Source organism: Microbacterium songi, assembly GCF_042747925.1.
Taxonomy (GTDB): domain Bacteria; phylum Actinomycetota; class Actinomycetes; order Actinomycetales; family Microbacteriaceae; genus Microbacterium.
In genome coordinates, this window is sequence record NZ_JBHZIE010000007.1 from 118722 (window position 1) to 141602 (window position 22881).

A 22881-nucleotide genomic window follows, 5' to 3' on the forward strand; every position below is an offset into this window, starting at 1 on the left:
GTTTTCGAAAACGTTTGACGTTATTTGTTGTCAATGTCACGCTATGTCCACCCGGAGGTCGATCATCGACCCCCCACCCGGAGTCGGATGCGGCGCGAAGCAGAGCCGCGCAGACGAGTACCAATCGCAAATCCGCACCTCGAGGCATGAGGTGTCACTCAACGAAGAGGATGGAAATCACATGTACGGCAAGAAGTTCCTCGCAGGATCGGCCGTTCTGGTCGCGGGAGCGCTCGCACTGAGCGGCTGCTCCGGTGGCGGGTCCGGCGATTCCGCAGACAGCGGCGGCGACGTCGCGATGACGTTCTGGCACAACTCGACCACCGGCCCCGGCAAGGCGTACTGGGAGGACACCGTCGCCGCGTTCGAGGCGGCCAACCCCGGCGTCACGATCGAGATCCAATCGGTGCAGAACGAGGAGATGGACGGCAAGCTCCAGACCGCGCTCAACTCCGGCGACGCACCTGACATCTTCATGGCCCGCGGTGGCGGAAAGCTCGCCGACGTCGTGACGGCGGGTCAGGCGATGGACCTGACCGACGGCCTCACCGACGCGACGAAGACGGCGCTCGGCGGCGTCATCTCCGCGTTCGAGATCGACGACAAGATCTACGGGGTTCCGACCGCCGTGCTGCCGTCGGGCATGTTCTACGCCGGCGACCTGTTCGCCGCCGCCGGAATCACCGAGACCCCGAAGACCATCGAGGAGCTCGAGACCGCGAACACCGCGCTCGCCGCCACCGGCGTCGCGCCGATCGCGGTCGGTGCCAAGGACGCCTGGCCCGCCGCTCACTGGTACTACAACTTCGCCCTGCGCGCGTGCTCGAAAGAGGTCATGGACGAAGCCGCCGTCAGCCGCGAGTTCAACGACGACTGCTGGCTTGCCGCAGGCGAGAACCTGCAGTCGTTCCTCGACACCAAGCCCTTCAACGAGGGCTTCCTCACCACGGCGGCTCAGCAGGGCGCAGGCTCGTCGGCGGGCCTGATCGCCAACAACCAGGCCGCCATGGAGCTGATGGGCGCATGGGATCCGGGCGTGATCGCCCCGCTGACCCCCGACCAGCAGCCGAAGGCCGACCTGCTCTGGTTCCCCTTCCCCGAGGTCGAGGGCGGCGACGGCGAGCCCGGCGCGATGATGGGCGGCGTGGACGGCTATTCCTGCTGGGTCAACGCCCCGAAGGAGTGCGTCGACTTCCTCAACTTCGCCCTCGAGCAGGACAACCAGGAAGCCTACGCCGAGGCATTCGTCACCCTGCCCGCGTCGCAGGACGCGCAGGGCGTCGTGACCGATCCTGCTCTGCAGGCAGTGCTGGCCGCTTACAACGAGGCCCCGTACGTGTCGGTCTGGCTCGACACGCTCTATGGACAGAACATCGGCAACGCGCTGAACGTCGCGGTCGTGGACATGTTCGCGGGCCAGGGCAGCGCCCAGGACATCGTCGACGCCGTCAACGCCGCCGCCTCGAAGTCCTGAGCTCCTGATGGCTTCCGTGCGCGACACCACGAAGACCTCCGCGGACGCGCCCGGGATCCCCGGCCCGGTGGGGGGTGGCGCAGATGCGCTGCCCCCCACCGGGCCGCCCCGCTCGCGTGGCACCCAGAGCACACGATCCCGCGGCTCCGGGTGGGGCCCGCGCCTCGAACTCGTCCTCCTGATCGGGCCGGCGCTCCTCGTCTTCGTCGCCTTCGTCATCTTCCCGGTCGTCCTGGCCGCCTACTACGGCTTCTTCAGCTGGTCGGGATACGGCCCGGCAGTCGACTTCGTCGGGTTCCGCAACTACATCGTCATCCTGACCGACCCCGACTTCATCGAAGCGCTGGGCCACAACGGTTTCATCGCCATCATGTCGCTCGTGCTCCAGGGCCCGGTCGCCATCGCGCTGGCCCTGCTGCTGAACCGGAAGATGCGGTTCCAGTCGCTCATCCGCGTGCTGATCTTCGTCCCCTACGTCATCTCCGAGGTCGTCGTGGGAATCGGCTGGAGCCTCATGCTGCAGTCGAGCGGCTCGGTGAACGGCATGCTCGACAAGCTCGGCCTGGGCGCCTTCGCCACCGACTGGCTGTCCGATCCCTCGATCGCGATCTGGACCCTCCTGGTGATCATCACCTGGAAGTACGTCGGCTTCGCCGTCATCCTGTTCCTCGCAGGACTCCAGGGCGTTCCCGAGGAGCTCTCCGACGCCGCCGCCATCGACGGTGCGTCGTACTGGCAGACCCAGCGCTACATCGTGCTTCCGCTGCTCGGACCCACCGTTCGCATCTGGGCCTTCCTCTCCATCATCGGGTCGCTGCAGCTGTTCGACCTGGTCTGGATCATCTGGGGCCAGTACGTCGCCTCGACCGCGGGAACCTCGACGATGGCGACCTACATGGTCGCGAACGGCCGCAACGCCGGCAGCTACGGCTACGGCAACGCCGTCGCCGTCGTCCTGTTCCTCATCTCACTCATCGTCGCCCTCGTCTATCAGCGCTTCGTGCTGCGACGAGACACCGCCGGCGCCCTCACAGGAGGAAAGCTCTGATGGCCACCGCAACACTCACCGCGCCCGGGTACAAGCGGCCACCGCTGCAGCAGTCGGGAGCGGGCAGAAGGCGCGTGGGGACGTTCGTCATCTACTTCATCGCACTCCTGCTGATCGGGCTGATGCTCGCTCCGGTCGCCTACATCGTCATCGGCGGATTCCGCTCGAACTCCGAGATCACGCTCGATCCCTCCGGTTTCCCGACGGTGTGGCAGTGGCAGAACTACGTGGAGGTGCTCTCCAGCGGCGTCTTCTGGCGCCAGGTCGGCAACTCGCTGATCGCCGCCATGGCCACCACGGTGTTCGTGGTCGCGCTGGGCCTGATGGCGGCCTTCGCCCTGTCGCGGTACTCGTTCCGCGGTCGCGGACTGATCTATGCGACGTTCGCCGCCGGGCTGATGTTCCCGATGACGGTCGCCATCACGCCCCTCTACGTGCTGGTGCGCAACCTCGGGCTGATGAACTCGCTCGCCGGGGTGATCGTCCCGCAGATCGCGTTCGCGCTCCCCATCACGATCATCATCCTGGTGCCGTTCCTGGCCGCGATCCCGAACGAACTGCAAGAGGCGGCCGCCATCGACGGCTGCAGCCGACTCGGGTTCTTCTGGCGGATGGTGGTGCCGCTCTCACTCCCGGGAGTGATCACCGTCGGCATCCTCGCGTTCATCGGCAGTTGGAACGGCTACCTCCTTCCGCTGTTCATCCTCAACAACGAGGGCGTGTTCACCCTGCCGCTCGGCACGCAGGCGTTCGCCTCGCAGTACTCGGTCGACACCGCGCGCGTCCTGGCATTCACTTCGCTGTCGATGATCCCCGCGCTGGTGTTCTTCAGCCTGTTCGAGCGTCGCATCGTGGGCGGTCTGACGGGCGCGGTGAAGGGGTGACCGCCGGCAGCGGCACCATGGCTTCGGCGCGCGTGCAGGCCCTGCTGGCCTCGATGACGGTGGAGGAGAAACTCGCCCAGCTCGTCGGCTTCTGGGTCGACCAGGGCGACGAGCTCGTGGCCCCGATGGCCGGCGAGATGGCGACCTCGACGCGATACGAAGAGGCCAGCGCGCACGGGCTCGGGCATCTCACCCGCGTGTACGGCACGCGGCCCGTCGAGCCGATCGCGCGCGCGGAATGGTTGTGGGCGGAACAGCGGAGACTGCAGACCGAGACGCGTCTCGGCATCCCCGCGATCGTGCACGAGGAATGCCTGACCGGACTCGCCGCCTGGCAGGCGGCGACCTTCCCGACTCCGCTCGCCTGGGGTGCGGCCTTCGACCCCGAGCTCGTGGCCGAGATGGGGCGCCTCATCGGCGGATCGATGCGCGAGCTCGGCATCCATCAGGGCCTCGCTCCGGTGCTCGATGTCATCCGCGACCCGAGGTGGGGACGCGTGGACGAGTGCATCGCCGAGGATCCGTACGTCGTCGGCACGATCGGCACCGCGTACGTGCAGGGGCTCCAGGAATCCGGCATCCATGCCACCCTCAAGCATTTCGTCGGATACTCGGCGTCGCAGGCGGGGCGCAATCACGCACCCGTGCATGCGGGGGCCCGCGAGATCGCCGATGTGCTCCTCCCGCCGTTCGAGATGGCGGTGCGCGACGGAGGTGCGCGGTCGGTCATGAACTCGTACGCCGAGATCGACGGCATGCCCGTGGGGGCCACCCCCGCCTACCTGACCGACACGCTCCGTGACGACTGGGGGTTCGACGGCGTCGTGGTCTCGGACTACTTCTCGGTCGCGTTCCTGCACACGATGCACGCGGTCGCCGTCGACCGGAAGGCTGCGGCCGAGCTCGCGCTCGGCGCCGGGATCGACGTCGAGCTGCCGGGCGGCGACGCATTCCCCCTGCTGGCCGCGGGCCTTCGCGACGGGTCCGTCGACGACGACCTCGTCGATCGGGCGGTGCTGCGCGTCCTCACCCAGAAGGAGCAGCTCGGCCTCCTGGACGCCGACTTCTCGACGCCGCCGCGCGCGGTCGATCTCGACTCGCCCGCGCATCGGCGGGTGGCGGGGTCGCTGGCCGCGGAGTCTGTGGTGCTGCTCACCAACGACGGCACCCTGCCGCTCGCGTCCGCCCACACGGCCGCGACGATCGCGATCATCGGCCCGAACGCGGACTCCGCGCACGCCCTGATGGGGTGCTATTCGTTCGCGAATCACGTTCTGGCGCTGCACCCGGGCGTTCCCCTCGGCTTCGAAATCCCGTCGCTGACCGATGCGATCCGCGCTGAGCTGCCCTCGGCGCGGGTGCTCACCGCGCTCGGATGCGAGGTCGAGGGCGATGACCGTTCGGGTATCGCCGATGCGGTCGCCGCGGCCCGCCAGGCGGATGTCGCGATCCTGGCGGTCGGCGACCGCGCCGGCCTGTTCGGCCGCGGCACCGTCGGCGAGGGCAACGACGTCGAGAGCCTCGAGCTGCCCGGCGTGCAGCGCGAGCTCATCGAAGCCGTCGTCGCCACCGGGACCCCCGTGGTGCTCGTCGCCCTGTCCGGACGGCCCTACGCGATCGGCTGGGCGCTCGACGGCGACGGCGCCGTCGCCGCGGCGCTGCAGTCGTTCTTCCCCGGCGAGGAGGGCGGTTCCGCCCTGGCGGGGATCATCTCGGGCCGGCTCTCCCCCTCGGGCCACCTCCCGGTGTCGCTCCCCCGGTCGGCGGGTGCGCAGCCCTTCTCGTACCTGCACCCCCTGCTCGGCGGGCCGACCGAGATCACCAGCGCCGACAGCACACCGGTGCGCCCGTTCGGTCACGGTCTGACCTACACGTCGTTCGTGCATTCGGATCTGAGAACGGATGCCGCGTCCCCGGCGGGCTCCACCGTCTCGGTGAGCGTTCAGGTGCGCAATGCCGGAGAGCGCGCGGGCGTCGATCTCGTGCAGCTCTACGCGCACGACGTGTTCGCGAGCGTGACGCGACCCGTCGCTCAGCTCCTGGCCTATCAGCGCGTGTCCCTGGAGCCCGGCGAATCGGCGACGGTGCACTTCGACGTGCCCACGGCACGGCTCGCGTTCACCGGGGTCGACGGCGTGCGCATCGTCGAACCCGGCACGGTGGACCTCTGGGTCGGGTCGTCGTGCGCGGACCGCGAGACGGAGGCCACGGTGGAGATCACCGGACCGGCACACGCCGTGACGGCCGCGGATGCACGTGTGTGCGGTGTGCGGGTGGCGCGCGGCGTCGCGGTGTGAGGGCGCCGCGTCCGTGACAGGACGCCGTCGATTCGTCCCGGAGTCGCGCGTGCCCGCTAGGCTCGCGGAATGCCTCGAATCTCCCGCGCAGCGGTCGTCCTCCTCATCGCATCCCTCGCCCTCACCGGCTGTGCGAGTGCCTCCTCGACGGATTCGTCCGAGAGCAGCGCTCCCGAAGTGACCACCGCGCCCGCCTCGGGCACGACCATCACCGGCACCGGTTACTCGTTCGCCGTCCCCGAGGGCTGGGACATTCCGGAGGGCGAGAAGCCGGCCGGCGTGGACTCGCTGGCGGCGGACCTCACCGACACCGACGGCTTCGCCGACAACGTCAACGTCGTGCTGTCACCCGCCGGCGAGGTGACGCCCGAGCAGGTGGAGACGCAGGGCGTCAGCGAGCTCGAAGACGCCGGCGCGGCGGATGTGACGGTGCAGGACCGCGTGACCGTTGCCGGATCGGAGTCCGCGCACCTGTCGGCGAGTCTGGCCGCGAGCGGGACGGACTACCAGATCGAGCAGTACTACGTCTCGCAGGACGGGCAGACCTACGTGGTGACCTTCTCGTTCAGCCCGACGGTCGGCGATGCGGATCGGACGGATCTCTCGGAGTCCGTGCTGGCCGGCTGGACGTGGAGCTGAGCCGGCGCCGACCCTTCCCGGCGCGGGCGTCCCGCTTGGCTATTGACGTTAGCCGCTGAGGAGTCCATAGTTAGCCGGATGATCGTGTACCGGAGCAGCACCTGTGCCTAGGGCGGGTTTGAGCCGCGACCGGGTCGCGGAAGAGGCGGCTGTCATGGCCGACGAAGTGGGTCTCGGCCGGCTCACCCTGGCGGCCCTCGCCGACCGGCTGGGCGTGCGCCAGCCGTCGCTCTACAAGCACATCGATTCGATGGCGGGTCTGCATCGCGACATCGCGGTGAACGCCAAGCGTGAGCTCGGCGAGGTGCTCGCACGCGCCTCCGTGGGGCGTTCGGGCGCGGACGCGATCGAGGCGATGTCGTACGCGTATCGGGACTGGGCGCGGCGGCATCCGGCGCGGTACGAAGCGTCCAACCTCCGACCCGCGCCCGGCGACGTCGAAGACGAGGACGTCTCGGCCGCCGCCATCGAGATCGTCGCCGATGTGCTCACCGCCTATCGGCTCGAAGGTGATGACGCCGTCGACGCCATTCGCGCGTTCCGCTCCACCCTGCACGGCTTCGTGTCGTACGAGACCGCCGGTGCGTTCGCCCTGAGCGCCGACGTCGATCGCAGCTTCGGGCGACTCGTACGGGGGTTCATCGTCGCCCTCACGCAATGGACCGACGTCGTCGCTGCGCGGCGCACCACCTGACCCACGAGGGCACGCCGCTTTCCCGGCGGACGAGCTAGGCGAGCGCGAGCTCCACGGTGGCGAAGGCGTGCGGAGGCAGCCGCACTTCGAGGACGCCGTCACTGATCTGTGCAGCCAGTGGGGCGGGTGCGACGGCGTCGGGCCGCTCAGGGGTGTTGTGCGCCGTGGCCGAGTCGGCCGTCAGCACGCGCGCCCGCGTGACCGAGGCCGAGCGTCCGTGGAGGTCGATCCTCACCTCGAGGTCGTCGTCGGCCGACAGGTGCGACAGCGACAGCAGGGCCGCGCCGTTCTTCGCGGAAGCCGACAGCGACAGCAGCGGCAGTGTCGTGGACCCCTTCCCGTCCGCGCCCTCCCACGAGGGGGCATCGACGACGGTCGCAGCCAGGGACGCGGCGTCCTGGTGCCCCTTGTTCATCTCGTACACGTGGTACGTGGGCGTGAGCACCAACCCGCCGTCGTCATCGGTGAGGATCATCGCCTGCAGCACGTTGAGCGTCTGCGCGATGTTGGCCATGCGCAGGCGGGCCGCGTGCCGATGGAAGACGTCGAAGTGTATGCCGGCGACCAGCGCGTCGCGCATCGTGTTCTGTTGGAACAGGAAGCCGGGGTTCGTGTCGGGCTCGACATGCCACCACGTGCCCCACTCGTCGCAGACCAGTCCGATCACGCGCTCGGGGTCGTAGGCGTCCATGACCTCCTCATGCGCGCTGATGATGCGCTCGACGTCTGCGGCCGCCGCCAGCGTGCGGAAGTACTGCTCCGGCGAGAACCCGGTCGCGGGCTCGGTGCCGATGCCGCTGCCGGAGTGCGTGTAGTAGTGGAACGAGATCGACTGGAAAGGTGACGGCACGGGGAACGGGGCGCCTCCCCCCATCGCCGATTCCATCAGGACGCGCGTCCATCGCACGTCGTCGTCGGAGCCGCCGGCCGCGATGCGCTGCAGGGTGTTGTCGCCGTGGTTCTTGGCGAAGGTGGCGAATCGACGCGCGAGGCTCGTGTAGTACTCGGGTGTCATATTGCCGCCGCAGCCCCACGCCTCGTTGCCCAGGCCCCAGAACGGGACCCGCCACGGTTCGTCGCGCCCGTTCTGTCGGCGCAGGCGCGACATCGGGCTGTCTCCCGCGCGGGTGAGGTACTCGACCCACTCGCTCATCTCCTGTACCGTGCCGCTGCCCACGTTGCCGTTCACGTAGGCGTCCGCCCCCAGCAGATCGCAGAGGTCCATGAACTCGTGGGTGCCGAAGGCGTTGTCCTCGATGACGTCGCCCCAGTTCGTGTTCACCATCGTCGGCCGGTCCGCGCGCGGACCGATGCCGTCCCGCCAGTGGTACTCGTCGGCGAAGCAGCCGCCGGGCCATCGCATGTTGGGGACGTCGAGCGCACGCAGTGCGTCGACGACATCGAGACGGATGCCGCGCACATTCGGTATCGCGGCGTCCTCGCCGACCCAGAATCCGCCGTACACGCACCGCCCCAGGTGCTCCGCGAAGTGTCCGTAGAGGTGCCGACTGATCGTGGCCCCCTCCGCCGCGAGATCGATGGTGGCATGGGCGCGACCGGTCATATGCTTCTCCAGGAATGTGCTGAGGTGAGGGGGACCAGGGACGGCCGCTCGACGGAGGAGGCCACGGCGACGCGGGCACCGTCGGAGCGCAGCAGGGCGGTCATGATCTCGAGCACGTGCAGGCCCATCGCGCCGGACGCGCGTGCCGGCCCGTGGATCAGGTCGAGCAGGCCGACCCCCCGACCGGCCTGCTCGAAGCCCGCGGCCGCGGGGACGGATTCCCATCCGTCGCTGCCGCGCGTCGTGAGACGCACGACGCCGGAGAAGTTGTTCGGATCGGGGACGATGATCGACCCCTCGGTGCCGTGCACCTCGATGGGTGCCGCCGTCGTCGACAGCGCGTCGAAACTCATCACGACCGTCGACAGCGCGCCGTCCGCGTGCTCGAGAACACCCGTGACATGGGTGTCGACATCGACCGGGATCTGCACGCCCGCTCTGGCGCCCGACCCGATCGTGCGCGTGGAGCGCGTGCGGCTGGTCATCCCCGACACGGAGCGGACGGGTCCGAGCAGGTGAACGAGACTCGTCAGGTAATAGGGCCCCATGTCGAGCAGGGGCCCTCCTCCGGGCTGATAGTAGAAGTCGGGGTGCGGATGCCACGCCTCGTGACCTGCCGACACCCACGTCGCCGTCGCTGAGATCGGCATTCCGACGGCTCCGCCGTCGACGTGGGCGCGGGCGGTCTGGACCCCCGTGCCGAGGACGGTGTCCGGAGCGGATCCCACGCGGACCCCGCCCTGCGCCGCGGCGTCCATGATCCGCTTCGCCGCCTCCATCGACGCAGCCAGGGGCTTCTCGCCGTAGACGTCCTTGCCCTGCGAGATCGCGGCGAGGGCGACCTCTTCGTGCGCCGCGGGGATGGTCAGGTTGAGCACCGTCCGCACCTCGGGGTCCGCGACGAGCTCGGCGACCGAGAGCGCTCGGGCGCCGGGGATCTCGGCCGCGACCGCACGGGCACGCTCGACATCGAGGTCGGCCACGGCGGCGATGCGGACCGCGGCGCTCGGCCGCAGCGTGTCGAGGTACTGACGCGAGATGACCCCGAGTCCGACGATCCCTACACCGTGCGGCTCGCCCACAGCATCCCCCTCTCGATCAGGGTGCGCACGTTCGCGTCCTGCAGGATGCCGACGTCGTGCCCCGGCGTGGCCACGAAGACCCTCCCGGCTCCCCAGAGACGCGTCCAGACGGCGGGCGAGACGACCGGGCGATGCCACGGGTGATACGGCTGCACCGGGTGCGTCGTCGTCGCGAGCACGTCATTGAGGTCGTCGGTGAGTACCCAGTACTGCTCGGTGACGAGGTCGAAGTCCTCGATGCCCGCGGTGATCTCATGGGCGCGCCCGAGGTCGGTGATCTCGATCGTGTGGGGCAGGAAGTTGTCGGTCTCGCCCCCCGGCCGCTGTTCGGGATCGCGACCGGGGTGGGTCGCGAACTGACCGCCGACCAGGAGCAGGTAGTCCGAGCTCGCGCGGTAGGAGTCGGCGATGCCCCCGTGCCAGCCGGCGAGTCCCGCGCCGCCTTCGACGGCCCGCTGGAGGCCGGCCACCGCCTCGCGGCTCGCCTCCGACATCGTGACCGATTGCACGATCAGATCGACGTCGGCCATCGCAGCGGCATCGGCGTACACCTCGGGCGAGTCCTCGATCCGCACGGCGAATCCGCTGCGCTCGAGGAAGGGCACGAAGAGGTCGGTCGCCTCGACCGGCTGATGACCGTCCCAGCCGCCTCGTACGATCAACGCGCTGCGGTGAGCGGCGGCGGCTCCAGGTTCGTTCGACATCTGCGTCCTCCTCGGGCGGCGAGCGGCTGCGCCCGCGCCCCTCGAGACTGCCACCTGGTCGCCGCCGCGGCGATCTTCTTGCGCAAAATAACCGACAATGGAGCCATGCCGCCCCGCGTCACCCTCGACGACGTCGCCGTCGCGTGCGGAGTGAGCGTGTCGACCGTGTCGCGGGCCCTCGCGGGTCGCGGCGACCTCGACCCCTCGACACGGGCGAGAGTGTCGTCGGCGGCGCGATCACTGGGCTACTCGCGGGACGGTGACGGACGCGGGCGTCCGCGAGGTGCCCGCCCCGCGCTGTTCGATCTCGTGCTCGGTCACTTCGACAGTCAGTACGCGGGCGAGGTGACGGCGGGCGCGCAGCGGGCGGCCGCCGAGGCCGGCGGCGACCTCGTCCTCACGATCGAGCGCGACGCCCCCGATGACGATTGGCCCGCCCGCATCCGAGCCCGGGGGTCGTCGGGCGCGGTGCTCGGGCTCATCCTGCCGACGCGTTCGCAGCTCGCGGTGCTCGCCGACGCCGGCATCCCTCTCGTGCTGCTCGACCCCCGCGGCGACGAGAGCCTGCCCGTGGTGAGCGTCCGCACGACCGACGAGAGCGGCGGACGCGCCGCCGGCGAACACCTCGTGCAGACGGGAGCGCGCCGGTTCATCGTCGTCAGCGGCACACCCACCTACCGTTTCGGGCGCGCGCGTGCGGACGGCTTCGTCTCGGCCGTGCGAGCGGCGATCCCGGATGCCCCGATCCAGCGACTCACGGCCGACTGGGGCGAGCGCACCGCGTTCGCCGCAGCGCGACGGGCGTTCTCGGGGCTCGACACCGCCGACGGGCCCGTCGGCGTCTTCGCCTGCGCGGACGAGATGGCGTACGGGGTCTGTGCCGCCGCCGCGGACCGCGGCCTGCGCGTGCCGGAGGACGTGCGCGTCGTCGGTTTCGACGACCTTCCGTGGTCGCGTCGCCACGATCCGCCCCTGACGACCGTCCGCCAGCCGATCCGTGCGATGGCCGCCGCGGCCGTACGGGCGCTCGCCGCGCACGCCGCCGGGGCGCCGCTGGAGCGCGCACTCGTGGAGCTCCCCGCCACGCTCATCGCCCGTCGCTCGACCGAGGTGTGAACGGCGCGGCGATGGCGCCGTAAAGTCGACGCGTGCCCATCCCCGTCGTGATCCCCTGGCGGCCCGCGCCGTCCCGCCTCGACGCGTTCGACCGCGTGCGGGCCTGGTACCGCGACGAGCTGCCCGAGTTCGCCGTCCGCACCATCGACACCGACGACGATGTGTTCGTGCTGGCGCGCTGTCGCAATCTCGCGGTGGCGTCGATGGAGGACCCCGACGGGGTGATCGTGGTGAACGACGCCGACACCCTTCCCGAACCCGAGGCTCTGCGGGCGGCCGTGGCCGCAGCATCCGTGAACGGTCTCGTGAACCTGCCCTACTCGGAGTACCGCTGGCTGGGCGCGGAGGGCTCCGCGCAGTTCGCCGCCGGCACCGCGCCGATCGACTGCTCGGTGGAGCAGTACGTCGAGGGCGCGTGCTCGGGTGTGTACGTCACCACGCGACGCACCTGGGAGGCGCACGCCGGGCAGGACGAGCGGTTCCGGGGCTGGGGCTTCGAGGACGCGGCCTGGTATCTCGCGCACCAGACCCTGCTCGGCGCTCCGCCCCGGCGTCACGCCGGCCGCGTCTACGCGTTGCACCATGAAGGCGAGGTGCGTGCGGGCGTCGGCTACGAGCGGAACGCCGCCCTCATGGAGCGCTACCGCATGGCCGCCGGCGAGCGTGCCGCCATGACCGAACTCGTCGCCGGCAATCGGCCGGAGCACGCGTCCTGACGTCGCCGGGCCTCAGCCGCGGAGCGCCTCGAACGCGATCTCGGGACCGGGCCGCCGACGGGCGGCCGAGGCCGCGGCATCCGTTCTCGCCCGTGCGCGCGTGTCCCGGTGGAGCAGTGCCTCCAGCCCGGCGGCGAGCGCGTCGACGTCGACGCTGTTCGGGTCGAGCGCGATTCCGAAGCCCCGCGACTCGATGGCCGCCGCTCCGGCGAACTGGTCGGTCGAGAACGGCAGCACCAGGAGCGGGACGCCCGAGCCGACGGCCTCGGTGACGGAGTTGTTGCCGCCGTGCGTGACCGAGGCCGCCGCTCGCCCGAGCAGGCGCACCTGGGGCAGGTAATCGCGCACGAGCCACGACGCGGGCAGCTCGCCCAGCTCGGCGGGATCGGTGGAGCCCGTGGCGATGGCTGCGCGCAGCCCTCGGGATCGCAGCGCTTCTGCGACACGACGGAGCACGTCGCCGCGCACCGAGAGGAAGCTCCCGAAGCTGACATAGACGAACGGCGCGTCGTCGTCGAGCCAGGCGTCGACCTGCGCATCCGCCGGCTCGGCGCGCAGCGTCGAGCCGAGATACCGATGCGGCGGCAGCAACGACTCCCGGGCGGGATCCGCGAGCTCTGCGGGGTAGTTGTACAGGACGAGCGGACCGTGCTCGGCGAACGCGTCGTCGGTCGGCGCCGCGTCAGGGTCGAGCTCGCGCACGGTGCGGTTCCACTCGTCGGTGAAGCGCTCCGACACCCTCAGGCAGAGGGCGCGCAGATCGGCCAGAGCGGCCGCGTCGGGGCGGATCGCCGCCGGCCAGGCGGGCGGGAACCCGTAGACCTCGCTGCCCACCGGGAGGGCGGTCGGGTGCCCCAGCACGACGTCGGCGTACGGCACCCCCGCCGTCTGCAGCCCGACGCGCGCGCTGAAGGCCAGATGATCGACGAGGATCGCCGAGGGTTCGAGGTCGCCCACGATGGCGAGCACGGCACGGGATGCCTCGGCGGGCTGCCACATCAGATCGGTGAGCCGCTCGGCCGCCTGGTAGCGCAGTGTCGCGACCGCGCTCTCGCGCGTCGCGTCGAAGAACCCCCGCAGCGATTCCCCCTCGTCGCGCGGCTGCTCGTCGGCGCGGATGACGCCCGCGTTGGCGCCGCGACCGAGCCGCAGGTCCACGCGCTCGAATCCGAACGCAGCCACGATGTCCGCCGTCGCCGGCCCGGTCGCCACCACGACACGCTCGCCGCGCGCCTGCCAGGCCGTGGCGAGCGTCGCCAGCGGCAGGAGGTGCGAGGCGTAGTCGGGGCTGATGACGAGGAGGGTCACGAGAGCGTGCCCGCAAGCTCGACGAGAGCCTGCTCTTCGCGGGCGACGGTCCGATACACCTCGCCGAGTGCGCTCGACATCTGCTGGATCGTGAAACGCGCCTGCACCATCGCCCGTCCGCGCTCGGCCCGGTCGGAATCGGTCTCGGACTGCGCGGCCCTGATCGCGGCATCCGTCGCCGTCCCCAGCGCGGCGACGTTCCACGTCTCGGTGAGGATGCCCGTCACCCCGTTCTCGATGTACGTCGCCGGCCCGCCGCCGTCGGGGGCGACGACGAACAGACCGCTCGCCATCGCTTCGAGCAGGGCGATGCCGAACTCCTCCTTGATGCTCGCGCAGACGTAGACGCCACCCGCAGCGTTCGCACCCGGCATTCCGACCCGCGTCGCCGCCATCCACCGGGCGACGATGTCGTTCGACCGGTGTCCGGGCAGGAGCAGTCCGCGCGCGGCTCGCTGCTCCTCGGGCACGACGCGCGCGATCAGGTCGAGCTGCTCGCGCTCGTCGACCGACGGCCGCTCCAGATCGCCGCCGACCACGAGCAGGTTCGCGTGCGCGGAGGCGGGCCCGTTCGCCCACGCCGAGACCAGGCTCGCCATTCCCTTCACCCGGTGCAGACGTCCGACGCTCATGACCAGCGGCAGGCCGCGTCGCTCGGCGGGCAGCTCGTCGATCAGCGCGCGCAGCTGCGCGAACGCCGGCGCGACCGTCCCGCCGCTCGCCGCGGTGCGGGCTTCGGCGACCGCGGCGTCGACCGTCGCGAGGTCGACCCCCTCGGGCACGACGGTGTGGCGTTCCGCGTGCGCGAGCATGTCGATGCCGACGAGTCGACGCATGTCTTCGGTGAGCCGCGCACGGGGGAAGAACACCGTGTGCGACGAGTTCGCGGCGAGCCGCTGCACGAGCCGTGTGCGGAACCAGAAGTGCTCCGTCACGTCGACGCGGCCGAAGTCGGTGCGCGCCAGCGCGCCGGAGCGGTCCATCGACTCGATGACCGCATGCGGATCGGGCGCGACCGTGAACACGACGGGGATGCCGAGCTCCCGAGCCACGTCCGCCGCGGCGAGCGCGCCCACGTCGGCCATGCGCAGGTGCAGCACATCGACACCGCCCGCAGCCCGGAGGATGCGCCGGATGCCCCGTCGCGTGACGACGCGGAGCGGCCAGGCCGCCGCCGACGACATCGGCTCGCGAAGGAGGGGGATGTGGCCGTAGACGTGACCCTCGACGTGCGCGCGGATCGTCTGCAGGTCGCCGCCCGCCTCGTGGATCGATCCGCGCGAAAGCGTGATGACCCGCCGGATGCCCGTGTGCGGGTCGTCGGCGAGCGCGTTGCCCAGCCGCACCAGCAGGGTGGCGATCCCGCCGTTGTCACCTGCGCCCGCGGCACTCAGCTGAGGATCGATGTCGGCGTGCAGGAACAGCTGGGCGACCGAGAGCCCCTCGCGATGGGCCGAGGTCTCCTGCGGATCGGCCGGGGCCAGGTCGACCAGGGACAGCCGTGCGACCTCGGCCAGGAACGACTCGCCCTCGGCGAGGGCTCGCAGCGCCTTCTCGACGCGGGGCGCTCCAGGTCGCTGGCCCAGGGCCGCCACGGCCGCGACGCGCACCGGCTCCCGCTCATCGACGTCGGCGGCGATCCGCAGCAGCGGATCGGTCGCGAACGATTCCCTGACCAGCCCGAGGGTCTCGACGAGTCGGGCACGCGCCTCGGGGTCGGTCTCGCACAGGAGCGCGGACTCGATCCCCACGAACAGCGCCTCGGGCATCGCCCCCGACCACTGCTCGAGCGTGGACTGCGCGATCATGCCGGTGAACCCGCCGCCGATCACGAGACCGAGCAGCCGCGCCATGGCCTCGATCCGCGGCAGGCCCGAGCTGAGCGCCCAGGCGGTGTGCTCGCGCACGAAGCTGCGCTCGTCCGAGAGCAGGCTCACCAGCAACCGGCCGGCCTCACCGTCGAACACCTCGGCCAGCGCGTGGATCGCCGCGATGGTGACGAGCTCGTCGTCACCGCGCACGGCGCCGCGCAGCAGCCGCACGGTGCGCACGCCCGGGTCGCGACCCGCCTCGAAGGCGAGGTCGTCGGCCAGTCGCATCGCGTCGACGATGGAGGCCGCCGAGGCGACGGCATCGAGTGTGGTCTGAACTCCCACGAGTGCTCCTGACAGTGTCGCGGTCGCGGCCGCGGGGCCTGCACGGACCGGTGCCCGTGCTTGGATGTTACGGCGCTCGGATGAACGAACGGGTGGCTTGACACGGCACTCGGAGGGAGCGCGCATGCGCCTGGTGGTGATCGGCGATGTCGGCGTCACGGATGACATGATGCACATCGGCGACGAGGCGATGTTCGAGGCACTCCTCGACGAACTCCGGCCGCGGGGAGCGGCGGACATCGTCGCTCTCTCGCGCGCGCCCGCCGAGACGGCCCACCGGTACGGTGTCTCCGCCGTCCGGCCGATCGGGTTCCGCGGAGACCGGTCGGAGATGGACGCCCGGTTCGCCGAGGTGCGCGCCTTCCTCGCCGGACACGACGCCCTGCCCGAACACGACGCGCTCCGCGCCGTCGTGGAGGCGGTGCGGAGCGCGGATGCCGTCGCCGTCGCGGGCGGCGGCAACATGGCGTCCACCTGGCCGATGCACGTGTACGAACGCGCTGCCCTCGGCCTGATCGCCGAGCGGTACGGGCGCCCCGTCGTCGTCACGGGACAGACGCTGGGTCCGCGCCTCACGGTCGCCGACCGCGATCTGCTCGGGGCCCTTCTGCGCGGCGCTCGGCTCGTCGGCGTGCGCGAGCGCGCATCCGAGCGTCTCGCTCTCGAGCTCGGCGTCGAGCGCGCGGCTCTCCGCGCGGGACTGGACGACGCGTCGTTCCTGGGAGGGGACGACGCCGAGGTGCGCACACCAGGCCCCGCCACCACGCCGTTCCTCCTGGTGAGCCTGTCGGGGTACCTGGGCGACCAGGACCGCGGCACCGCCGTCACGGGGATCGCGCGCGCGCTCGACGACCTCGCGGCGGAGACCGGCCTGAACGTCGTCTTCCACCCGCACTTCGGATCGCTGGACGCCGACGTGCTCGCGGGGGATGAGGTGCTGCACGCCGACATCGCCTCCGCGATGCGTGCGCCGTCGACCCTGCGGGGCCCGGGAACTCCGCGATCGGCCGCGGGCCTCGCCCGCGGTGCCGCGATGCTCGTGACGAGCCGCTACCACCCCTCGGTGTTCGCGACCCCGGCAGGCGTCCCCGTCGCTGCGCTCACGGTCGACGACTACACGGCGGTGAAGCTCGGCGGCGCGACGGCATGGTGGGGGCGCGAGCACGGCGTGATCCCCCTGGCCGACGTCGCGCGTGCCTCCGGCGGCGCCGCGCTCCGCGCCGTGTGGGCGAGGCGGGATGCCGCCCAGGCAGAGAGCGCCCTTCTCCGACCGGACCTTCGTCGCGATGCTTCGAGCTGGTGGGACCGCATCGCGGAGGCCCTCGGGAGCTGAAAGAGACCCGCGAGCGGGAATGTCTCAGACCGACGCGCGCTTGTCCGACATATGACAACAGTGGGCATCATCGGCGCAGGACACATCGGATCAGCAGTGGCACAGGGGCTGATCGACCACGGCTACGACGTGGTGATCGCGAACTCGCGGGGTCCCGAGACGTTGGCAGGACTGGTGGCACGCCTCGGCGAGCATGCCCGTGCGGCGACGGCGACGGATGCCGCGGCATCCGGGGAATTCGTCATCGTGACGGTGCCGCTCAAGGCCTACCGGGACGTGCCGGTCGAACCGCTCGCGGGCAAGATCGTCTTCGACACCAACAACTACTACTGGGAGCGCGACGGCCGCATCCCCGAGCTCGACGAGAAGCGCGCGACCGTGAGCGGGATGCTGCAGGAGCACCTCCCGACGTCGAAGGTCGTCAAGGCGTTCAACCACATCGGGTCCGAGGACATCACCACGACGGGGAAGCCCGCCGGCGCCGAAGACCGGCGCGCTCTGGGGATCTCGAGCGACCACCCCGAGGCTGCCGCCCTGGCGACCCGCGTGTACGACGAATTCGGTTTCGACACCGTCGATGCAGGACCGCTCTCGGAGAGCTGGCGCCTCGAGCGGGACCAGCCGGCATACGTCGTCCGCCAGAACGCGGACGAACTGATCGCGAACCTCGCGCGCGCTCAGCGCTGACCGTTCCCCGGCGGACTCGGGCGAACGGCACGCCGTCAGCCCATCAGCCGCGCTGACGGCCGTCGTGCCCGGCGCCTCGCCGAGCCGACACAGCCCACGCGAACGCGGCGAAGTCGTCCCCGCGGGGGAGGAGTTCGCCGTCGACGATGTCGATCGCAGGAATGCCGACGCCGATGGCCGACGAGAGCGGCACGCGCTCGGGGCGTGGTTTCGGTACGTGAGCATGCACGGCGGTACCTCCTTCGTTCCCTCCAGCCTGTCAGTGCGGGCCCCACCGATGAAGCCCCCTTGACATCACGAACGGGTGCAGTACCTTCCGTGTCCGCGGTTCGGGTTAGGGTATGCGCGTGGGCACCATCTATTACGGCGGGTCGGATACTCCGATCCACATCGAAGACCGCGCTCTTGCGCACCTCAAGGTCGTCATCGCGACGAAACTGCGGCGCAATGAGAGCTTCACGGTGACCTGGCGTCACCCCGAGGATCAGCCGCGGGGGCGCAGCACCGTGTGGCTGCACCCGTCTATTCCGCTGAGGTTCGTCTTCGACGACCCCGAGCCCGCTCTCCTCAGTCGCGAATGGATCGAGGAGCTCGCCAGTTCCGCCAACTCGTCGGGCGGCATCATGCTCGTCGCCGAGCACTTCGACACCGGCCCGATCGAGATCCCGTCTGAGGAAGACCCTGCTGCTCCCCGCACGGTGTCCGTCGGCGACGACGGCGCGATCTCCATGGGCAAGGTCGAGGTCGACGAACTGTCGATCGACAAGCTGACCATCGTCGAGTCCGACGTGAAGTCGCGGGTCTCCGCCGACTGACGTCCTCCGCCGCTGCTCCCTCCCCGTGGGGCGGAGGCGGCCGGCTCCGTCACACCTCCGACGGGGGAACAGCCTCTTCCGCCGGTTCGGGCGTGATCGTCAATCCATTGGGCCCGCTGGCCGCCTGCATCAGATCTTCGACCCAGAGCCGGTTGATGCGCGGTACCCGGCTGCCGAAGAAGTGGAACTGCAGCGGCACCGACGGGTGCACCCAGAAGCTCCGACGACCGCTGCCGTCGCCGATCTCCACGTCGAACATGAACGGCTCCGTGCGCCGGAGCTTGTTCATCACGACGATGCGCAGATGTGCGAGAGTGCGATCGTCGATGTCGACGGAGTTCGCCATCGTGTCGTAGATGAAGCGTCCCATGGCTCATATCGTAGTCGCCCGGGGTCACCGGCGTAGCGAGCGGATGGCCGCCGCAGCCGACCGATGTCGGTACGATCGATGGAGCGAAGGCGAATCCCCGGAGGACGAGATGTTCATTGTGTACCTGGTGCTGTTCCTCGGCGGAATGTACCTCTTCGGACTCTCGTTCACGCTCGAGTCGTGGCAGGGCCTCGTCTTCGTCGCCGGCATCCTCGCGGTGTCGCTCGCCGTGGCGCTCCCCTTCCACTTCCAGCGCAAGTCCTGATCAGCCGCCCTCGCCGGGGCACGCCGGCCGCATGACCGTGGTGATCGTCCCGTGCTGATCGCGGTGATCGGGGCGCTGCTGTTCGCCGCCTCCGTCGCCGCGCTGGCCACCGGCGTGCTGCCCGTCGGTGACGCGCTCGCGATCGGCGATCGCGTGTGGCCGATCCTCGTCTTCGTGGTCGCGATGACCGTGGTCGCCGAACTGGCCGCCCGCGCCGGCTTGTTCGACGTGATCGCGGCGTTCTTCTCGCGATGGGCGGGCGGACGCACCTGGTTGCTCTGGCTGCTCGTGGTGGCCCTCGGCGTCTTCACGACGGCGTTCCTGTCGCTCGACACCACGGCGGTGCTCCTCACTCCGGTCGTGGTGGTGATGGCCCGCTCGAGCGGCCTTCCCCCGTTCCCGTTCGCGCTGACCACCGTCTGGCTGGCCAACACCGCATCGCTCGTCCTGCCCATCTCGAATCTCACCAACCTGCTCGCGATGCATCCGCTCGGCTTCACGACCGCGTGGCCGTTCGTGGGGCTCCTCGGCGGAGCCGCCGCGGTCGCGATCATCGTGCCCGTCATGGTGATCGCGGCACTGTACCGACAGGTGCTGCGGAGCCCCCACACCCGCACACCCCCTCCGCAGGTGTCCGATCGTCCGCTTCTGCGGGTGGTGTCCGTCGTCGTCGTCCTGCTCCTGCCCGCCCTGGTGAGCGGAGTTCCGCCGTGGATCCCCACGACCGTCGCCACCGCGATCCTCATCGCGGTCTACGCCGTTCGGGCACCACGCGCACTGCGCCTCGGTCTGGTGCCGTGGAGTCTGCTGCTGTTCGCGGGCGGGCTCTTCCTGGCGGTGGGCACCCTCGAGGCGCTGGGGTCCGGCGCGGTGGTCTCGGCGATCGCCGGTGACGGCGACGGGGTCGGTGGGCTCCTGCAGATGGCGGGCGTAGGGATGCTGGGCTCCAACGCCGTCAACAACCTGCCGGCCTATCTCGCGATCGAGTCGTCGGCAGCCTCGCCGACGTCCCTGGCCGCGCTTCTCATCGGCGTGAACGCCGGCCCGCTCATCACCCCGTGGGCGTCGCTGGCGACGCTGCTGTGGCATGACCGACTCGTGAAGATGGGTGTCGAGGTGCGATGGAGCCGCTTCGTACTGCTCGGGCTGGTGGTCGCGCCCCTCACCGTGGGACTCTCCACGCTGGCACTCGCCCTCGGGTGAGGTCGCTCCGCTCGCGCGACGCGGAAGCGGATGCCTCGACCCGTCAGCCGCGCGAAGCCACCGCTTCGCTGCGCCACAGCGCGAGGAGGTCCCACGGGTCCTGCGCTCCCCCGCCCAGCGTGCGGACGTGGGCGAGGATCGGCTCGGAGAGCACGAACCACTCCGTGCCGGGGAAGCGGTCGGCAGCGAACCGCGTGTGACGTCGGCTCTCCAACCGCCGGTCGCCCCGCTCGAAGGCGAGCACGTCGTCGTGCAGGATCGCCGCGAACCGCTGGCGCGGGTTCGCGCTGGTGCCGATCTTCACCCGGTCGCCGAACCGCAGGTAATAGACGACGTCCACCCGGGGCGGGGGCAGCTCGCCGTCGACGATGTCACCGTGCCGCCACTCGCACACGGCGCACAGCCAGCCCGAGGGGTATCGCACACCGAGTCGCGCGCCGCACAATCGACACGGGGCGGGCAGGACGTCGGTGGCACCGTCGGCGATCGCCGCCCATTCCGCGGCCGCGGCGAGATGGCGGGGGCAGAGGCGGACCGGCGCGGCGTCGTCGACGACCCCGCCACAGGGACCCGCACCGGTCGAGTCCGCGAGACATCCGACTGTCATCCACTCACCCGCCACATCCACATCACCGTTGCACGGCGTCGGTCTCGTCGACGGCGCCGTGGGAACCGTAACGCCGACCTCCGACACCGCCCCGCGCCCACCGCCGCCGCAGGGGTCAGAATGAGACCACACCCCGGGACGCGGCATCCGCAGCCCCTGTCGAACGCGAGGATCCATTGACGAAGCCGCTGCTCCAGATCATCATCGGCAGTACCCGACCGGGGCGCATCGGCGAGCCGGTCGCCGACTGGTTCGCCGGTATCGCCCGCCACGACGGCCGCTTCGACCTCGAGGTGATCGATCTGGCCGAGGTCGCCCTCCCTCTGCTGGATGAGCCCAATCACCCCAAACTCCGGGAGTACACCCACGCGCACACCCGCTCGTGGAGCGCGACGATCGACCGCGCCGACGCGTATGTCTTCGTGATCCCGGAGTACAACTACGCCGTCAACGCCGCCACGAAGAACGCGATCGACTACCTGTTCCACGAGTGGGCGCACAAGCCGCTCGGCATCGTCAGCTACGGGGGCGCCTCGGGCGGCCTACGCGCAGCGCAGATGCTGAAGCAGATCGGGACGGCCCTGTCGATGCTGACGATGCCCGACATCGTGGCGATCGCACAGGTCTCCGCTCTGCGCAACGACGAGGGCGACCTGACGCCGCCGGAGGCGGTGAACACCTCGGCAGCCGCGCTGCTGAGCGCCCTGAGCGACCTGACCGAGGCATCGCGGATCCTCCGAGACTGACCGACTCGGCACATTCCGCTGACATCGACCCAAACCGATTCCGGGTCGTCTCCGAATCAGATGTGCAGCGGTCTTTCTCGACGTCGAGGGCGGTCACTGCGTACTGGGATTGTCCGCAATGGGATGCAGACGCAACCGTGCCGCGTGAGGGATGCGCAGCACGGATGGTGGTGGTGTCGGAACGGGCCTTCTCGGAGACCACCTCCCGATGGCAATGAAGGATTGGACCACCCCCATGAGAAGTCCGCGACAATTCCGTATGGCGACAGCTCTCGTCGCCGGTATCACCGCGCTGGCGATCGCCGCCTTCGTCCCCGGCGCCGCGTCGGCGACCACGCTGGAGTCGCGGATCGTGCCCGCCGCGACCGGCGACACCGGCTGGCTGCGACTCGGCCACCTCTCCCCCGACACGAAATCGGTCGATGTGCGCGTCGCCGCCCTCAGCGGCGGCCAGACCCTCTTCGAACTCGCCGGAGTCGCGTACGGGGACGTCTCGCCGTACTCCGAGCTCCCCGCAGGCAACTACACCGTCAGCATGGTTCCGGCCGGCGCAGCCGTATCGACCGCGCCCGTGATCTCGGCGACGATCTCGATCGAGCCGGGCACCGCGACCACCGTCGCCGCTTACGGCCCGACCAAGGCCCTTCAAGTACGGGCGTTTCCTGACGACCTCACCCAGCCGGCAGCAGGCAACGCGCGCATCCGCCTGATCCAGGCCTCGACGCTCACCGACACGGTCGACGTGAACACCTCGACCGGAACCGCGATCGCCCAGAAGGCCAAGGCGGGTTCCGCGACCGGTTACGCCGAGATCGCCGCCGGCGACTGGACGCTGAATCTCACGGGCGGCACCGTCACCGACTCCGCGAAGGTCACCGTGGCCCCGGGCAGCGTCACGACCCTGTTCGTGCTCGACACCGCCGACGGCGGGCTCACGATCCTCCCGGTGGTCGACAGCGCCTCGGTCGGCTACGTGCCGGTCGGCAGCGTGAGCACCGGCGGGGGATACCTCGCCGCGCACGGTCAGGACTCCGCGCCGAGCCGCCTCGACATCGGGTGGTCGGTGCGCTGATGCGTCACCGGACGATCGCTGCGAGCGGAGCGTGAGCGACGGCGACCGCCTCGGGGGGGGGGGGGGGGGGGCCCCCCCAGCGGTTGGTGGCGGTGTCTGCC

The 22881-nt window shown here is 70.4% G+C and carries 22 protein-coding genes and 1 pseudogene; 15 read left to right on the plus strand and 8 right to left on the minus strand.

Translation table 11 applies throughout. The features are described 5' to 3' along the window. Positions 1–181 precede the first annotated feature (181 nt). The 6 genes from ACFM35_RS10385 to ACFM35_RS10410 all read left to right on the plus strand — a co-directional run bounded on the left by ACFM35_RS10385 (position 182) and on the right by ACFM35_RS10410 (position 7036). Positions 182–1474 (plus strand): extracellular solute-binding protein, encoded by a 1293-nt coding sequence (locus ACFM35_RS10385; RefSeq protein ID WP_378841735.1) that lies wholly within the window; start codon positions 182–184, stop codon positions 1472–1474. A gap of 7 nt (positions 1475–1481) precedes the next feature. Further along, positions 1482–2522, plus strand: a complete 1041-nt coding sequence (locus ACFM35_RS10390) for a carbohydrate ABC transporter permease (RefSeq protein ID WP_378841679.1) — start codon at positions 1482–1484, stop codon at positions 2520–2522. Beyond that, complete coding sequence (locus ACFM35_RS10395) at positions 2522–3406, plus strand: carbohydrate ABC transporter permease (protein ID WP_378841681.1); 885 nt, start codon at positions 2522–2524, stop codon at positions 3404–3406. Before ACFM35_RS10390 ends, ACFM35_RS10395 begins: the two co-directional genes overlap by 1 nt. Positions 3407–3423: 17 nt before the next feature. Further along, entirely contained in the window at positions 3424–5703 is a 2280-nt protein-coding gene (locus tag ACFM35_RS10400) for a beta-xylosidase/alpha-l-arabinosidase (protein WP_378841683.1), read from the plus strand. 69 nt (positions 5704–5772) lie between these two features. Next, positions 5773–6342, plus strand: coding sequence for a DcrB/PsbP domain-containing protein (locus ACFM35_RS10405; protein WP_378841685.1), 570 nt, complete (start codon positions 5773–5775; stop codon positions 6340–6342). Positions 6343–6496: 154 nt separating this feature from the next. Continuing rightward, complete coding sequence (locus ACFM35_RS10410) at positions 6497–7036, plus strand: TetR/AcrR family transcriptional regulator (protein ID WP_378841687.1); 540 nt, start codon at positions 6497–6499, stop codon at positions 7034–7036. A 34-nt stretch (positions 7037–7070) separates the two neighbouring features. On the opposite strand, the gene ACFM35_RS10415 is transcribed toward ACFM35_RS10410, so the two are convergent. The 3 genes from ACFM35_RS10415 to ACFM35_RS10425 are packed head-to-tail and all read right to left on the minus strand — an operon-like array spanning position 7071 to position 10386. Then, on the minus strand, positions 7071–8600 hold the full coding sequence (locus ACFM35_RS10415) for an alpha-N-arabinofuranosidase (protein ID WP_378841689.1): 1530 nt from the start codon (positions 8598–8600) through the stop codon (positions 7071–7073). Then, positions 8597–9682, minus strand: coding sequence for a Gfo/Idh/MocA family protein (locus ACFM35_RS10420; RefSeq protein WP_378841691.1), 1086 nt, complete (start codon positions 9680–9682; stop codon positions 8597–8599). Before ACFM35_RS10420 ends, ACFM35_RS10415 begins: the two co-directional genes overlap by 4 nt. Next, complete coding sequence (locus ACFM35_RS10425) at positions 9661–10386, minus strand: ThuA domain-containing protein (RefSeq protein ID WP_378841693.1); 726 nt, start codon at positions 10384–10386, stop codon at positions 9661–9663. The genes ACFM35_RS10420 and ACFM35_RS10425 overlap by 22 nt, the downstream gene beginning before the upstream one ends. A gap of 105 nt (positions 10387–10491) precedes the next feature. Between ACFM35_RS10425 and ACFM35_RS10430 the strand changes: the two genes are divergently transcribed. Continuing rightward, positions 10492–11502 (plus strand): LacI family DNA-binding transcriptional regulator, encoded by a 1011-nt coding sequence (locus ACFM35_RS10430; RefSeq protein WP_378841695.1) that lies wholly within the window; start codon positions 10492–10494, stop codon positions 11500–11502. Positions 11503–11534: 32 nt separating this feature from the next. Continuing rightward, on the plus strand, positions 11535–12218 hold the full coding sequence (locus ACFM35_RS10435) for a hypothetical protein (RefSeq protein ID WP_378841697.1): 684 nt from the start codon (positions 11535–11537) through the stop codon (positions 12216–12218). Between the two features lie 12 nt (positions 12219–12230). Here the strand turns inward: ACFM35_RS10435 and ACFM35_RS10440 are convergent, their stop codons facing one another. Both ACFM35_RS10440 and ACFM35_RS10445 read right to left on the minus strand, forming a co-directional pair. Beyond that, a complete protein-coding gene (locus ACFM35_RS10440; protein WP_378841699.1) occupies positions 12231–13526 on the minus strand; it encodes a glycosyltransferase in 1296 nt (431 codons plus the stop codon). Then, positions 13523–15682, minus strand: coding sequence for a glycosyltransferase (locus ACFM35_RS10445; protein WP_378841701.1), 2160 nt, complete (start codon positions 15680–15682; stop codon positions 13523–13525). Before ACFM35_RS10445 ends, ACFM35_RS10440 begins: the two co-directional genes overlap by 4 nt. 124 nt (positions 15683–15806) lie before the next feature. Between ACFM35_RS10445 and ACFM35_RS10450 the strand changes: the two genes are divergently transcribed. Both ACFM35_RS10450 and ACFM35_RS10455 read left to right on the plus strand, forming a co-directional pair. Continuing rightward, a complete protein-coding gene (locus ACFM35_RS10450; RefSeq protein ID WP_378841703.1) occupies positions 15807–17015 on the plus strand; it encodes a polysaccharide pyruvyl transferase family protein in 1209 nt (402 codons plus the stop codon). A gap of 51 nt (positions 17016–17066) precedes the next feature. Then, a complete protein-coding gene (locus ACFM35_RS10455) occupies positions 17067–17702 on the plus strand; it encodes an NADPH-dependent F420 reductase (protein ID WP_378841705.1) in 636 nt (211 codons plus the stop codon). 43 nt (positions 17703–17745) lie between these two features. On the opposite strand, the gene ACFM35_RS10460 is transcribed toward ACFM35_RS10455, so the two are convergent. Further along, positions 17746–17931 carry a hypothetical protein gene (locus ACFM35_RS10460; RefSeq protein WP_378841707.1) on the minus strand — a complete coding sequence of 62 codons (186 nt, stop codon included), beginning with the start codon at positions 17929–17931 and terminating at the stop codon, positions 17746–17748. Between the two features lie 118 nt (positions 17932–18049). Here ACFM35_RS10460 and ACFM35_RS10465 point away from each other — a divergent pair. Further along, positions 18050–18352: pseudogene (locus tag ACFM35_RS10465) on the plus strand (DUF7882 family protein); the annotation flags it as partial. A 214-nt stretch (positions 18353–18566) separates the two neighbouring features. Here ACFM35_RS10465 and ACFM35_RS10470 read toward each other — a convergent pair. After that, a complete protein-coding gene (locus ACFM35_RS10470; RefSeq protein WP_378841709.1) occupies positions 18567–18887 on the minus strand; it encodes a DUF7882 family protein in 321 nt (106 codons plus the stop codon). Between the two features lie 109 nt (positions 18888–18996). On the opposite strand from ACFM35_RS10470, the gene ACFM35_RS10475 reads away from it, so the two are divergent. Both ACFM35_RS10475 and ACFM35_RS10480 read left to right on the plus strand, forming a co-directional pair. Continuing rightward, on the plus strand, positions 18997–19152 hold the full coding sequence (locus tag ACFM35_RS10475) for a hypothetical protein (protein WP_378841711.1): 156 nt from the start codon (positions 18997–18999) through the stop codon (positions 19150–19152). A gap of 51 nt (positions 19153–19203) precedes the next feature. Beyond that, positions 19204–20355: an SLC13 family permease gene (locus ACFM35_RS10480; RefSeq protein WP_378841712.1), complete on the plus strand. Its 1152-nt coding sequence runs from the start codon at positions 19204–19206 to the stop codon at positions 20353–20355. Positions 20356–20398: 43 nt separating this feature from the next. On the opposite strand, the gene ACFM35_RS10485 is transcribed toward ACFM35_RS10480, so the two are convergent. Next, entirely contained in the window at positions 20399–20962 is a 564-nt protein-coding gene (locus ACFM35_RS10485) for a GIY-YIG nuclease family protein (RefSeq protein WP_378841714.1), read from the minus strand. A gap of 176 nt (positions 20963–21138) precedes the next feature. Between ACFM35_RS10485 and ACFM35_RS10490 the strand changes: the two genes are divergently transcribed. Further along, complete coding sequence (locus ACFM35_RS10490; protein WP_378841716.1) at positions 21139–21708, plus strand: NADPH-dependent FMN reductase; 570 nt, start codon at positions 21139–21141, stop codon at positions 21706–21708. 259 nt (positions 21709–21967) lie between these two features. Then, on the plus strand, positions 21968–22780 hold the full coding sequence (locus ACFM35_RS10495; protein ID WP_378841718.1) for a DUF4397 domain-containing protein: 813 nt from the start codon (positions 21968–21970) through the stop codon (positions 22778–22780). Positions 22781–22881: the final 101 nt, after the last annotated feature.

Excerpts from the sequence above, each read along its gene's own strand:
- ACFM35_RS10470 (WP_378841709.1), bottom strand. The coding sequence starts at position 18,887 with ATGGGACGCTTCATCTACGACACGATGGCGAACTCCGTCGACATCGAC.
- ACFM35_RS10455 (WP_378841705.1), top strand. The coding sequence starts at position 17,067 with ATGACAACAGTGGGCATCATCGGCGCAGGACACATCGGATCAGCAGTG.
- ACFM35_RS10405 (WP_378841685.1), top strand. The coding sequence starts at position 5,773 with ATGCCTCGAATCTCCCGCGCAGCGGTCGTCCTCCTCATCGCATCCCTC.
- ACFM35_RS10450 (WP_378841703.1), top strand. The coding sequence starts at position 15,807 with ATGCGCCTGGTGGTGATCGGCGATGTCGGCGTCACGGATGACATGATG.
- ACFM35_RS10430 (WP_378841695.1), top strand. The coding sequence starts at position 10,492 with ATGCCGCCCCGCGTCACCCTCGACGACGTCGCCGTCGCGTGCGGAGTG.
- ACFM35_RS10385 (WP_378841735.1), top strand. The coding sequence starts at position 182 with ATGTACGGCAAGAAGTTCCTCGCAGGATCGGCCGTTCTGGTCGCGGGA.
- ACFM35_RS10390 (WP_378841679.1), top strand. The coding sequence starts at position 1,482 with ATGGCTTCCGTGCGCGACACCACGAAGACCTCCGCGGACGCGCCCGGG.
- ACFM35_RS10425 (WP_378841693.1), bottom strand. The coding sequence starts at position 10,386 with ATGTCGAACGAACCTGGAGCCGCCGCCGCTCACCGCAGCGCGTTGATC.
- ACFM35_RS10400 (WP_378841683.1), top strand. The coding sequence starts at position 3,424 with ATGGCTTCGGCGCGCGTGCAGGCCCTGCTGGCCTCGATGACGGTGGAG.
- ACFM35_RS10495 (WP_378841718.1), top strand. The coding sequence starts at position 21,968 with ATGGCGACAGCTCTCGTCGCCGGTATCACCGCGCTGGCGATCGCCGCC.
- ACFM35_RS10485 (WP_378841714.1), bottom strand. The coding sequence starts at position 20,962 with ATGACAGTCGGATGTCTCGCGGACTCGACCGGTGCGGGTCCCTGTGGC.
- ACFM35_RS10475 (WP_378841711.1), top strand. The coding sequence starts at position 18,997 with ATGTTCATTGTGTACCTGGTGCTGTTCCTCGGCGGAATGTACCTCTTC.
- ACFM35_RS10410 (WP_378841687.1), top strand. The coding sequence starts at position 6,497 with ATGGCCGACGAAGTGGGTCTCGGCCGGCTCACCCTGGCGGCCCTCGCC.
- ACFM35_RS10395 (WP_378841681.1), top strand. The coding sequence starts at position 2,522 with ATGGCCACCGCAACACTCACCGCGCCCGGGTACAAGCGGCCACCGCTG.
- ACFM35_RS10415 (WP_378841689.1), bottom strand. The coding sequence starts at position 8,600 with ATGACCGGTCGCGCCCATGCCACCATCGATCTCGCGGCGGAGGGGGCC.